At 65.0% G+C, this 12769-nt stretch carries 13 protein-coding genes; 2 read left to right on the forward strand and 11 right to left on the reverse strand.

The annotated features are described in order from the left end of the window. The first annotated feature begins 48 nt into the window (after positions 1–48). A complete protein-coding gene (locus tag DWB85_RS08380) occupies positions 49–444 on the forward strand; it encodes a helix-turn-helix domain-containing protein (RefSeq protein WP_117953764.1) in 396 nt (131 codons plus the stop codon). Between the two features lie 18 nt (positions 445–462). On the opposite strand, the gene DWB85_RS08385 is transcribed toward DWB85_RS08380, so the two are convergent. Further along, positions 463–2265: a sensor domain-containing diguanylate cyclase gene (locus tag DWB85_RS08385; protein WP_162846062.1), complete on the reverse strand. Its 1803-nt coding sequence runs from the start codon at positions 2263–2265 to the stop codon at positions 463–465. A gap of 134 nt (positions 2266–2399) precedes the next feature. Continuing rightward, positions 2400–3206, reverse strand: a complete 807-nt coding sequence (locus tag DWB85_RS08390) for a YdcF family protein (protein ID WP_117953766.1) — start codon at positions 3204–3206, stop codon at positions 2400–2402. A 14-nt stretch (positions 3207–3220) separates the two neighbouring features. Here DWB85_RS08390 and DWB85_RS08395 point away from each other — a divergent pair, with 14 nt between their 5' ends. Further along, positions 3221–3601 carry an MAPEG family protein gene (locus DWB85_RS08395; protein WP_117953767.1) on the forward strand — a complete coding sequence of 127 codons (381 nt, stop codon included), beginning with the start codon at positions 3221–3223 and terminating at the stop codon, positions 3599–3601. Here the strand turns inward: DWB85_RS08395 and galE are convergent. The 9 genes from galE to miaA all read right to left on the reverse strand — a co-directional run bounded on the left by galE (position 3598) and on the right by miaA (position 12721). Continuing rightward, positions 3598–4617 carry a UDP-glucose 4-epimerase GalE gene (gene galE / locus DWB85_RS08400; protein ID WP_117953768.1) on the reverse strand — a complete coding sequence of 340 codons (1020 nt, stop codon included), beginning with the start codon at positions 4615–4617 and terminating at the stop codon, positions 3598–3600. The two genes, DWB85_RS08395 and galE, sit on opposite strands and share 4 nt — an antisense overlap. Positions 4618–4911: 294 nt before the next feature. After that, positions 4912–6207, reverse strand: a complete 1296-nt coding sequence (locus DWB85_RS08405; RefSeq protein WP_117953769.1) for an adenylosuccinate synthase — start codon at positions 6205–6207, stop codon at positions 4912–4914. Positions 6208–6355: 148 nt separating this feature from the next. Further along, positions 6356–7531 (reverse strand): ATP phosphoribosyltransferase regulatory subunit, encoded by a 1176-nt coding sequence (locus DWB85_RS08410; protein ID WP_117953770.1) that lies wholly within the window; start codon positions 7529–7531, stop codon positions 6356–6358. Positions 7532–7540: 9 nt separating this feature from the next. Beyond that, the gene (locus DWB85_RS08415) at positions 7541–7732 is read right to left on the reverse strand and encodes a DUF2065 domain-containing protein (RefSeq protein WP_117953771.1); all 192 of its coding nucleotides are present in this window, start codon (positions 7730–7732) and stop codon (positions 7541–7543) included. A 130-nt stretch (positions 7733–7862) separates the two neighbouring features. Then, positions 7863–8738 carry a protease modulator HflC gene (hflC, locus tag DWB85_RS08420; RefSeq protein WP_117953772.1) on the reverse strand — a complete coding sequence of 292 codons (876 nt, stop codon included), beginning with the start codon at positions 8736–8738 and terminating at the stop codon, positions 7863–7865. A 2-nt stretch (positions 8739–8740) separates the two neighbouring features. After that, positions 8741–9907, reverse strand: a complete 1167-nt coding sequence (gene hflK, locus DWB85_RS08425; RefSeq protein WP_117953773.1) for an FtsH protease activity modulator HflK — start codon at positions 9905–9907, stop codon at positions 8741–8743. 81 nt (positions 9908–9988) lie between these two features. Beyond that, positions 9989–11260 carry a ribosome rescue GTPase HflX gene (gene hflX, locus DWB85_RS08430; RefSeq protein ID WP_117953774.1) on the reverse strand — a complete coding sequence of 424 codons (1272 nt, stop codon included), beginning with the start codon at positions 11258–11260 and terminating at the stop codon, positions 9989–9991. A gap of 50 nt (positions 11261–11310) precedes the next feature. After that, positions 11311–11559, reverse strand: a complete 249-nt coding sequence (gene hfq / locus DWB85_RS08435; protein WP_066052834.1) for an RNA chaperone Hfq — start codon at positions 11557–11559, stop codon at positions 11311–11313. Between the two features lie 154 nt (positions 11560–11713). Beyond that, positions 11714–12721: a tRNA (adenosine(37)-N6)-dimethylallyltransferase MiaA gene (gene miaA / locus DWB85_RS08440; RefSeq protein WP_239017268.1), complete on the reverse strand. Its 1008-nt coding sequence runs from the start codon at positions 12719–12721 to the stop codon at positions 11714–11716. Between the last annotated feature and the right edge of the window lie 48 nt (positions 12722–12769).

The following is a 12769-nucleotide window of genomic DNA, read 5'->3' on the forward strand; positions in this document are numbered from 1 at the left end:
CGGCTCAAATATCCAGCTTCTGTAAACCACAACAAGGATGTTATGGCTATGGAACACGCACTACCCCTGGGCACGGGGAACGCACCCTGCCGCCCGCGCCCGCAACACCCGGGCCTGCAACAGCGCTACCGCACCACCGACCGCGTGCTGCAAATACTGCTCAATGGCGACCTGGCCAGGCTGCGGGCAGAATCCGTGGCCCACAGCATGGGCATCAGCCCCACCACGCTGCGGCGACGCCTGCGCGCGGACCACACCCACTACCAGTTCCTGCTGGACCGGGCGCGCCAGTACCGCTGCGAGCAGCAGCTGCGCGACGTCTGGCTGCCCGGCAAGTGCCTGGCGGACCAGCTCGGCTACCTGGAAGTGAACAGCTTCTACCGCGCCTTCCGGCGCTGGACGGGGCTGAACTACAGCGAGTACAAGGAACGCTACTGTAATTGACGGGCAGCAACGGCGCCCTCAATTCACCAGGCTCAGGCCCTTGTAGTTGCCGATCATCACCTTGTTGCGGCCGCCTTCCTTGCCGTGGTAGAGGGCGGTATCGGCCCTGGCAATACAGCTGTCCAGCGACTCTCCCTTGCGGAAGGCGGCAACCCCGAAGGTCATGGTGATGCTCAGGCGCAGTTCCTCAAAGGCGAACAGGTTGCTGGCCACCGCATCGCGCAGCTTCTCGGCGAGAACCGCCGCCCCCTCGGCATCGGTTTCCGGCAGCAGCATGATGAACTCCTCGCCGCCCCAGCGGGCCACGCGGTCAACATCGCGGGTACGCTCTTCGAGGATTACCGCCATCCGCTTGAGCACCCGGTCGCCGCAGACATGGCCGTACTGATCATTGAACTGCTTGAAGTGGTCCACATCCGCCAGCACCAGGGCGAACCCCTTGCCGGAACGGAACATACGCCGGATCTCGGCCTCCGCCTCCTCGGTAAACCCGCGCCGATTGAGCAGCCCGGTGAGATGATCCACCCGGGCCGCCTCCGCCAGCTGGCGATTGGCCTCGCTGAGTTCGGCGGTGCGCTCCGCCACCTCCGACTCCAGCGCCGTGTACATGCTGGTGAAGCGATTGGCCAGGGAAACCGCCATGGAGATGAGGATCGCCAGAAAGCCCAGCGGAGCCAGCCTGCTGGTCTCGATGTGCGCCAGGTCGATCAGCAGGTCATTGACCCCGGTGGCCAGGAAGATGATCGTGCCCAACAATATGGTTTTGGCTTCCGAATTACCGGCCCGCGACTCGCGGAAAATCACCCAGGGCGTCAGGGCGAAAACCGGCAGCGTCCACAGCTCCCACCAGATCAGGGTGTGGAAGTGAATCGTATGCCCCGGAATCAGTACCACCAGCAGGCCCGCCAGCAGGAAACTGCACTGGTAGGCCCGCAGCCAGCGGCCGACGGGAAGCTGCAGCAGCGACCAGATCAATTGCACCCCCAGGGCCGGGAGCACATAAATTGCGCCGAACTCGATTTTTTTCATTGCCAGGAAAGACAATGGCGCCAGGTACTTCCACTGGGTGAGCATGACGCCATAAACAGCGATGTTGATCGCCATCAGTCCAAACCAGAGGTAGGTGTCCAGGTTGCGGTTGCGGGCGAAGAGGTAGAGGTGATAAATCCCGAAGGCGAAAATCAGGGCACAGAACAACAGGCCCGGCACCTCACTGACCATGCCCTGCAGCATCAGTTCGCGGTAATCGCCGAGCATGAACACCCCGGACACGGCGCCCGCCCCCCAGGTATTCACCGACGCCGTTGGGCCACCCCACACCCGCAATGCCAGCACCAGGGTGCCGTCGGCGGCAAGCGCAGAGTGCGGAATGGTGAGGACCCGATGCCGGTCATAGTCCACTTCGCCCAGTGGCGGCAGGCTGCCAGCGCCGCCGACGAGTTCGCCGCCGGCATATAACTCGTAGGCGCTCATCACCTGCCCCAGGCGCATGGCCAGGATGGGGGCTTCGCCGGTGGCGGCAAGCGGCGGTTCCAGTTTCAGCGTTAGCCGGTACCAGGCCAGCTGCCGGTGCTCCGGGTATCCACCCCGCGGCCAGTGCCGGGGCAGATCAAAACTGCTCCAGTTGCTGTCCTCCAGTCCCGGCGCGGCCCAATCGAGATTATCCCCCGGGCGGAATCGCCACTGGCCGCGCAGGGATACCCCCTCGCGAAGCGCCTCGGCGCTGACACGAGGCAGTTCATTGAGTGCGGTCCGCGCCTGGGCCGGGACCGCGGCAACCAGCAGGCAGGCGAACGCTACCCCCGCGAGGGCGGTGATCAAACTGCGGCCTGTTGGCTTCCACGCGGACATGCAATGCTTATAACCCCTGAAATCAGCAAAGATTATAAGTCGCTGCGCAGGGAATGCCCCCTCCGCGCGGTCAAAGCTTGAAGCCGGTCACATAAAAGAGGGGATTACAGCCAGCCGCGCGCCCGATAATAGATGAACCCCACGTACTCCTTGATCGCCGCGGTACTGCGGCCAAGATCGTCGACCGTGGGCAGCCAGCGCGGTACCGCGGGCCGGCCCACCAGGCGCTGGTAATCCGTGGGCGCGGGAATCACCTCGAAGCCGGCGCGCTGAAACAGGGGCACCGCCCGGCGCATGTGGTAGGCCGAGGTCACCAGCAGCACGCTGCGCACCCCACGGCCCTCGAGCACCACCCGGGAGTAGCTGGCGTTCTGCCGGGTATCGAGACTCTGCCGTTCCAGCAGCAGGGCGGAGGCCGGCAGCCCCATCAGGGCCAGGTAATCGCCGAGCTGTTCCGCCTCCGGCCGGGAACCGGTGGTGGACCCGCCGCTGACCAGCAGCAGCGGTGCCTTGCCTGCTTTATACAGGGCGAGGCCGTGGGTGATGCGGTCGGCGGCGGTATTGAGGTCCGCCATGCTGCTCCAGTGGGTATCGCCGCGCGTGGCCCCGCCCAGCACCACGATGGCGTCCGCCGCGGGCATTACCGACATGGCCTTCGGGCGGTAGTCATCTTCCAGGCTGGCCATCAGGACATCGGCAAACAGGGCGGTGGAGCAGGCATAGAGCCAGCCGAAGGCGAGCAACAACAACGCCCGCGCCAGGCCTTGCCAGCGCAGCAGCAGAATCGCCAGCAGCACCAGCAGCAGCGACAGGCTCAGCGGGTAGGCCAGCAGCGACAGCAGCTTGGTCAGGGGAAAGGAGATGGCAGGCTTCCTGTATACTCGCCGGGAACCGGCACCATACCAAGCCACGGGGAAGTGAATCCATGCACTATGTCGCAATTGTCACCTTGCTGCTGCTCGTCCAGTACACGGCTTACACCGTGATGTGCGGACTTGCCCGGGGCAGAGACACCGTCGTCGCCCCCGCCACCAGCGGCGATGAGCGCTTTGAGCGCGCCTTCCGCGTGCAGATGAATACCCTGGAGCAGCTGGCGGTGACCATTCCCGCCCTGTGGATTTGCGCCTGGTTCTTCAGCCCGCTGTGGGCGGCGGGCCTGGGCGTGGTCTTCATGCTGGGGCGGCTGCTGTACCGCCAGGCCTATATGCGCGAACCGGCCAGCCGCGGGCCCGGCATGGTCATCGGCTTCCTGGCCAATATGGCGCTGGTGATTCTGGGCCTGTGGGGCGCCATCGGGCAGCTCTAATCCCCGTAACCTTTTGGATTCTGTTCCTGCCAGCGCCAGGTGTCGGCGCACATGTCCTCCAGGCTGCGGCGGGCCCTCCAGCCCAGCAGGGATGCCGCCAGCGCCGGATCCGCCCAGCACTCGGCAATATCGCCGGCACGGCGCGCCACCACCTGGTAGGGCACCGGGCGGCCACTGACCTGCTCGAAGGCCCTGACCATATCCAGCACCGATACCCCCCTGCCGGTGCCCAGGTTAACGGTCATGACGCCCGGGTTCTCCTGCACATACTCCAGTGCCGCGACGTGGCCCTCGGCCAGGTCCACCACGTGAATATAGTCACGCACCCCGGTGCCGTCCGGCGTCGGGTAATCATCGCCAAACACCGAGAGCCGCTCCCGGCGACCCACTGCCACCTGGGCGACGAAGGGCATCAGGTTATTGGGCCAGCCCTGGGGATCCTCGCCGATACGGCCGCTGCTGTGCGCCCCCACCGGGTTGAAGTAGCGCAGGCGACCGATGCTCCACCCGGGATGCGCCACAGCCCAGTCAGCGAGAATTTCCTCCACCATCAACTTGGAGCGACCGTAGGGATTGGTCGCCGCGGTGGGAAAGTCCTCGCGGATGGGTACCGACGCCGGGTCACCGTACACGGTGGCGGAGGAGGAGAAGATCAAGCGGTGAACCCCCGCCCGCGCCATCGCCGCCAGCAGCACCAGGGTGCCGTTGACGTTGTTGTCGTAGTACTCGAGCGGTTTTTCCACCGACTCACCCACCGCCTTCAGCCCGGCAAAGTGCATGACCGCATCGATCGCGTAGTCACGAAACACCGCGTTCATGGCCTCGCGGTCGCGGATATCCGCCGCCACCAGCGGCACCGGCTGGCCGCTGATGTCCGCCACCCGTGACACCGCCTCGCGGCTGGCATTGCACAGGTTGTCCAGCACCACCACGGCGTAGCCGGCCTCCAGCAGTGCGACACAGGCATGGGTGCCGATGTAACCGGCGCCGCCGGTAACCAGAATCGTGGTGGCCATGGTAAACCCCTGAAATATGAAGCTGGGCCGATTGTAACTTGCAGCGTGGAACCACGGCCACCGGGTGCTCGAGCGGAGTGAAGTTAGCAGTGTCCGGAACTACACCACAACAGCCGGGCTCTGGCAGACTCTATTTTTTTAGCGAGCCATCTGCCCAAGGCATACGCTGCGGTCATTTCAAGCCTGCGCAGCGGAGCGACGCCGGCTATTGCTACCGAAGTGATCGCAAAAAATCCTCGCCAGGCCGGCGCCAGGTCCGCCGATGCCCGGCACTCTGACCCCGCCGCGGCGGTCTCAGGCCTCGAAGGGGTGCCGCAGGACGATGGTCTCCACCCGGTCGGGGCCGGTGGAGATGATATCGATGGGCGCGCCCACCACTTCCTCGATCTTGCTGATGTAATCCCGCGCCGCCTGGGGCAGGTCCTCCAGCTGCTGGGCGCCGAGGGTGGATTCACTCCAGCCGGGCACTTCCTCGTACACCGGGTGCAGGCCCTCGTAGTCGTCTGAATCCACCGGGTTGGGTACCGGCTTGCCGTTTGCACAGGCGTAACCGACGCAGATGCGGATGGATTCCAGGCCGTCGAGCACGTCCAGCTTGGTCAGGCACAGGCCGCTGACCGAGTTGATATTGACCGCGTTGCGCAGCGCCACCGCGTCGAACCAGCCGCAGCGGCGGGGCCGGCCGGTGGTGGCGCCGAACTCGTGGCCCTTGCTGGCCAGGTGGGCGCCGGTTTCGTCGAACAGTTCGGTGGGGAAGGGTCCGGAGCCGACGCGGGTGGTGTAGGCCTTGGTAATACCCAGCACGTAGTCCAGGTACAGCGGGCCAAAGCCGGAGCCGGTGGCGGTGCCGCCGGCGGTGGTGTTGGAGCTGGTGACAAAGGGGTAGGTGCCGTGGTCGATGTCCAGCAGCGAGCCCTGGGCCCCCTCGAACATGATCCTGGCGTTGGTCTTGCGGAACTCGTGGAGGATGGCGGTAACGTCGGCGATCATCGGCTTGAGTTGCTCGCCCATGGCCAGGGTGTCCTCCAGCACCTTGTCGTAGCTCACCGGCTCGGTGTGGTAGTAATGCTCCAGGGCGAAATTGTGGTACTCCATCACCTCCGCCAGCTTGCGGGCGAAGCGCTCCCTGTCCTGCAGGTCGCCCAGGCGCAGGCCGCGCCGGGCGACCTTGTCCTCGTAGGCCGGGCCGATGCCGCGGCCGGTGGTGCCGATCTTGTCCGCGCCGCGCTTGGCCTCCCGGGCCAGGTCCAGGGCTACGTGGTAGGGCAGGATCAGGGGGCAGGACGGGGAGATTTTCAGTCGCTCGCGCACCGGCACGCCTTTCTCTTCCAGCTCGGCCATTTCCTTGAGCAGGGCGTCCGGCGCCAGCACCACGCCGTTACCGATCAGGCACTGCACATGCGCCCGCAGGATGCCCGAGGGAATCAGGTGGAGCACGGTTTTCTCGCCGTCGATGACCAGGGTGTGGCCGGCATTGTGCCCGCCCTGGAAGCGCACCACGGCGCTGGCCTGGTCGGTGAGAAGGTCGACGATCTTGCCTTTGCCCTCGTCACCCCACTGGGTGCCGAGTACCACTACGTTTTTGCTCATGTTTGCTGCTCTGATTGCTTAAATGCCGCGTCTACGCGGGTCCATAACTCTTGTCATCCCTGAGTAGGCGGGAATCCAGGCATATGATTCTGTCGACATTGACCGAAACATCCCTGGATTCCCGCCTTCGCGGGAATGACGATATTTGTTAATCCCCCGGCAAGGGACTAACTACCCAGCTTCCATCTTCCTCAACCAACTCCCGGTCACAGCGAGCGTCTCGCTCACCACCGAGGCTATTGATCACGATTTCACCCGCCCGGCGCAGCTCTTCAGCCTTCTCCAGCAGGGCCGGATCATCAATATCCGGCAGGCTGATCGCTCCCTGTTCGGCAGAATCCGCCGACAACAGGCCCATCAGTGCCTTGAGGTCGGTGGCGAAACCGGTGGCCGGCCGGGAGCGGCCGAAGACTTCGCCGACGCCATTGTAGCGGCCGCCGTTGGCCAGGGCCTGGCCGTGGCCGGGCACATAGGCGGCAAACACGATGCCGGTGTGGTAGTGGTAGCCGCGCAGCTCGGCGAGGTCGAAATAGATCGCCAGGTCGGGGCGCTGGCGGCGGATGTCGGTGGCCACGTCCTGCAGTGCGTCCACCGCGGCCAGGGCCTCGGGCGCGCGGTCGGCGAACAGCTCGCGGGCGGCGGCCAGCACCTCGTCGTCGCCGTGCAGGTCTACCAGGCCGATAATCAGGGTGGCGATGTCTTCCGGCACCCCGTCCAGGGCCAGGATCAGGTCGGGCACGGACTTGCGCTGCAGGCAGTCGAAGATCACTGCCTCCTGCTCATCATCCAGGCCGGCGCTGGCGAGCACCGCCTCGTAGATGCCGACATGGCCCAGGTCCAGGGTATAGCGCTGCGGCAGACTGGCCGCATCGAGGGTGGCCAGCATCAGACGGATAACCTCCACGTCGGCGGCCAGGCTGTCGTCGCCATAGAGTTCGGCGCCCAGCTGGATCGGCGAGCGGGAGGCCATCAGGGTCTTGGGGCGGGTGTGCAGGGTGGAGCCGGCGTAGCACAGCCGGGAAACCCCCTCCGGGGCCAGGCTGTGGGCGTCGATGCGCGCCACCTGCGGGGTGATGTCGGCGCGCACGCCCATGCTGCGTCCGGACAGCTGGTCGGTGAGCTTGAAGGTGAGCAGGTCCAGGTCCTGGCCGAGGCCACTGAGCAGGGAATCGGTAAATTCCACCAGCGGCGGTATGACCAGTTCATAGCCCCAGCCGCGGAACATGTCCAGCAGGCGGCGGCGCAGCTGTTCCACGGTAGCGGCCTGGGCGGGCAGAACCTCTTCTATCCCGTCGGGCAATTGCCAGCGATCAACCGATGTCATTGCATACCTTCAGTTCACCAGGTAAAGCAGCCCGACCCCGAACAGCATGCTGCCAAGGCCAATCCTGCGAATCACGCGGTCGTCCATCTCCGCCACCAGGGCGAGCATCGTGCGCCAGCGGTCTGGGCTGATGAACGGCATGGCGCCTTCAATGATAAACACCAGTGCCAGGGCCACCGGGAGCACTTGCCAGAAGTCCAAACTTTCTCCCCAGAATGCGCCAGACACAAAAAACCGCGGGCCCGGCGTTTGTGCTCAAACGGCGAATCCCACGGTTGCGGGATGCTACCACATTAGTGCTGTGGAGTATCGGTGTTTTTTTGCTGCGGCCTCAGCTGCCCCCTTTCGGATCCTTCAGGTAGCGGAAGAACTCGCTGTCCGGTTTCAGCAGCAGCACATCACCCTGGCCCTGGAACGATTCCTGGTAGGCCTTGAGGCTGCGGGTGAAGGAGTAGAACTCCGGGTCCTGGTTGAACGCGTTGGCATAAATGCTGGTGGCCAGGGCGTCGCCCTCACCGCGGATCTGCTCCGATTCCTTGTAGGCGTTGGCGATAATCACGGTGACTTCCCGGTCCGCCGCGGCGCGGATACCCTCTGCCAGCTCCTGGCCCTGGGAGCGCAGCTCACGCGCTTCCTTCTCCCGCTCGGCATTCATCCGCCGGTACACCGACTCGGACACGTCCGGCGGCAGGTCGATTTTCTTCACCCGCACGTCCACCACGCGCACCCCCAGCTCCGCCAGGGCCACCTCGTTGAGTTCGCGGGTGATGTCCTCCATCAGCTGGTCACGCTCGCCGGATACCACTTCCTGCACGCTGCGCGCGGCCACCTGGTTACGCAGGCCGTCGTTGATGCGCTGGGACAGCAGTCCCGCCGCGCGGGCCTCCTCGCCGTTGGTGGCGGTGTAGAACTTGGCGGTGTCCGACACCTGGAACTTGGCGTAGGAATCCACAATCAGCGCCTTCTGTTCCAGGGTGAAGAAACGCTCGGGCTGGGAGTCCACCGTCAGCACGCGGCCCTCGAACTTGCGCACGTTGTTGACGAAGGGAATCTTCCAGTGCAGGCCGGGCTCGATGTCCGGGTTCACCACCTCACCAAAGCGCAACAGCACGCCGCGCTCGGTTTCCTTGATCACGTACAGGGAATTGCTGGCGATAAAGACACCTACCGCCACCAGGATGAGGATTGTCATACTACGGCTGGACATGATTAACGACCTCCCCGGCGAGTAGTGGAACCGGAAGAGGCGGCGTCACGGCGCAGCTGTTCGGTTACCATGTTGGTGATCTCCCGCAGCGTGTTGCTGTCGAGAGTGGGCGAGCGCATGGCGCGGCTCTGGCTCTGCTCGGCCAGCTTGTCCAGGGGCAGGTACATCATGTTGTTGCCTCCTTCCACGTCGACCATGACCTTGCTGGTGTTGCCGTACACGCCCTGGATGGCATCCAGGTACAGGCGCTCGCGGGTCACTTCCGGCGCCTTGCGGTACTCCGCCAGCAGTTTGCTGAAGCGGTCCGCCTCACCCTGGGCGTTGGCGATCACCTGCTCCTTGTAGGCGTTGGCCTCCTCGATCTGGCGCTGAGCCGCACCGCGGGCCTCGGGCACGATACCGTTGGCGTAGGCCTGGGCCTCGTTCTTCACCCGTTCCTCGTCCTCGCGGGCCTTGATCACGTCATCGAAGGCCGCCTGCACCTGAGCGGGAGGCTTGGAGTCGTCGACGTTGACCTTACTCACCCGGATGCCGGTCTCGTACAGATTCAGGTAGTCCTGCAAGCGGCTCTGTACGTCTGCAGCAATTTTCGCCCGCCCTTCGGTCAACACCAGGTCCATGCCGGTGTCGCCCACCACGTGGCGCAGGGCGCTCTGCGCGGCGTGCTGCAGAGAGACCTCCGGATCCCGCACCTTGAGCACGAACTTGTCCGGATCGTCGATCACGTACTGCACCGACATGTTCACCTCGACGATGTTCTCGTCCTGGGTGAGCATGATCTCGCGGAAGCTGACCGCCCGCACCTTGGTGGTGTTGACCTTGATCACCTCGTCGATCAGCGGCGGGTTCCACTGCAGGCCGGGGCGCACGGTTTCATGGTACTTGCCGAAGCGCAGCACCACCGCCCGCTCCTGCTCGTCGATCTGGTAGAAGCCCATCAGGCCCCATACCACCAGCGCGACCAGCGCCAGCACCCCCAGCAGGGGCGCGGAGAACGCGGGTCCGCCGCTGCCGCCACCGCCGGAGCCGGACTTGCCGCCAAAAATGCCGCCAAGCTTCTCCTGCAGTTTTTTCAGGGCCTCGTCGAGGTCCGGCGGCCCCTGGTCGCCACCGCCCCAGGGGTCGTTGGGCCCCTTGTTGTTACCGCCACCCGGTTCATTCCAGGCCATAATTAACTCCTGTGTCCAAAGTCGAAAGAGTCTAACAAATTTTTTGCCGCCCCGGTCATCCGGGCAGCACTGCAATCGGGGTCACCACAGCGGCTCCGGTCCCTTTTTCAGCAGGCGGTTCCAGTCGGCCCGCGGCAGCTTCACCTGCAGGTGGGCGGTGCCGTCGTCGCCATAGCTCTCTGATTCCACCGCCCCCAGGCGGTAGAGGGCGGCGCGCAAGCCGCCCTGCTCGGGGCCCAGCTCCAGCTCCTCGCTGACCATATCCTGCCCCACCAGCTCGCTCACCGCCTGTAACAGCAGCTCAACGCCCGCGCCGGTGGTGGCGCTGAGCCAGACCCGCTCGGGCTGGCCCTCGGCGTTACGATCTATACGCGGCGCCTGCTCCAGCAGATCCAGCTTGTTGTAAATTTCCAGCCGCGGAATCTGCTCGGCGCCGATTTCCTGCAATACTTCCTGCACCTGGTAGATGTTGTCCTCGCGCTCCTCGCTGGCGGCGTCGATCACGTGCAGCAGCAGGTCCGCATTCAGGGTCTCTTCCAGGGTGGCCTTGAAGGCCTCCACCAGCTTGTGCGGCAGGTGGGCGATGAAGCCCACCGTGTCGGCGAGCACCACCGGGCCCACATTCTCCAGCTCAAGCCGGCGCAGGGTCGGGTCCAGGGTAGCGAACAGCTGGTCGGCGGCGTAGACACCGGACTCGGTGAGGTAATTGAACAGGGTCGACTTGCCGGCGTTGGTATAGCCGACCAGCGATACGGTGGGGATTTCCTGGCGGCGCCGGGAGCGGCGCCCCTGGTCGCGCTGTTTGCGGACCTTCTCCAGCCGGGCGGTGATGGACTTGATCCGCGCCCGCAGCAGGCGGCGGTCGGTTTCAAGCTGGGTTTCACCCGGGCCGCGCAGGCCGATACCGCCTTTCTGCCGCTCCAGGTGGGTCCAGCCGCGCACCAGGCGGGTGCTCACGTGCTGCAGCTGGGCCAGTTCGACCTGCAGCTTGCCCTCGTGGGTGCGCGCCCGCTGGGCAAAAATATCCAGAATCAGGCCGGTGCGGTCCAGCACCCGGCACTGCAGCTCTTTTTCCAGGTTGCGCTCCTGGCTGGGGCTGAGGACGTGGTTGAACATCACCACTTCCGCCTCGTGCAGCCGGACCTCGTCGCGAATTTCCTCGAGTTTGCCCGAGCCGACAAAGGTCCGCGGGTGCGGGGCGGAACGCTGGCCCATCACGTAGGCAGCCGGGTCCCCTCCTGCGGAAAGCACGAGTTCCTCAAATTCACGGGGATCCTCCCGCTCCGCTTCGCTGTCGAGATTCAGGTGAACGAGCACCGCCCGCTCCCCGGAATCAGGTCGCTCAAAAAACAAGACTACCTCTGGTGGGGGCTCCGGGGCGGCCGCAGCCGCCGCTCACTCGCCTAGCTGTCACCGCCCTCTTCCGGGGGATGCTGCATCGGCAGCCGCACAACCCGGCTGGGTACGACGGTGGAAATGGCGTGCTTGTACACCATCTGGCTGACGGTGTTCTTCAACAGCACGACGAACTGGTCGAAGGACTCGATCTGGCCCTGCAGCTTGATGCCGTTGACCAGGTAAATGGATACTGGAACGCGTTCCTTACGCAGAATATTGAGGTAAGGGTCTTGTAGCGTGTGCCCCTTTGACATGGCTATTTCTCCTGACAGGCTCAACTCGAGCCGAAAAAAATTAAAAACTGGCCTTCTTCCCGACACCAACCAGCAAGCGCTCCCCTGGGGGCGAGGTGGTGTGGGCTGCGGGCCCTCGTTACCACTGCACGCAGTATAGTGCATCCAGTGCGATCTATATGGGGGCATGACCCAAATAGTTCAAGGCGGCATGAAGCGGCTTTTGGCCAATCAGCCGACTACCCAGGTCACCGGATTCCCGCCGGCCCGGGAGTGACGCTGATGAAGCCCCCTCATCGCCCTCGTAGGACAGCATAAATTCCTTAACGTTCCCCGCCTGATCGGTGTATATCCACCCAAGATCCGGCCATTTACGCAGCCAGGTCAGCTGCCGTTTGGCCAGCTGGCGGGTCGCCGCCACCCCCCGCTCCAGCGCCTGCGCCAGCGAGCACTTGCCCTCCAGGTACTGCCACAGCTGGCGATAGCCCACCGCCCGCAGCGCCGGCAGGTCCGCGCCCAGGTCACCGTGCTGGTACAGGGCCCGCACTTCCTCGAGGAAGCCCTGCTGCATCATCTGCTCGAAGCGCAGGGCGATGCGCTGGTGCAGCACGCTGCGCTCGGCGGGGCAGATGGCCAGCTGGGCGATGTCATAACGCTCATGCGGGCCTGATCCGCTGGCCGCCTGCTCATGCCACGCAGTCAGGGTACGGCCGCTGCTGCGGTAGACCTCCAGCGCCCGCGCCAGGCGCTGGGAATGGTGGGGGTGGATCCTGGCCGCCGAGGCGGGGTCAACCGCCGCCAGTTGCTCATGGATATACGGCCAGCCCCGCTGCGCCGCCTCCGCCTCGATGGCGGCCCGCAGCGCCGGGTCGGCGGCGGGCATCTCGGCCATGGGCTGCAGGAAGGCCTTGAAGTAGAGCATGGTGCCCCCCACCAGCAGCGGCACCCGGCCGCGGGCGGTAATGTCATCCGCCAGGCGATTGGCGTCGGCGGCAAAGTCCGCCGCTGAATAGGGCTCGGCCGGGTCGCGAATGTCCACCAGGTGATGGGGGTAGTCGGGCTTGGCGCTGCCAATATCCAGGCCGCGGTAGACCAGGGCCGAATCGACGCTGATCAGCTCGCCATTGAGCTGGCCGGCGAGCTCGATAGCCAGGTCGGTCTTGCCCGAGGCGGTGGGGCCCATCAGGCAGATCAGTGGCGGCTTGGTAACAGACACGGCATGATCCCCGGG

The sequence above is a fragment of the Seongchinamella sediminis genome, assembly GCF_003457605.1.
GTDB lineage: Bacteria > Pseudomonadota > Gammaproteobacteria > Pseudomonadales > Halieaceae > Halioglobus > Halioglobus sediminis.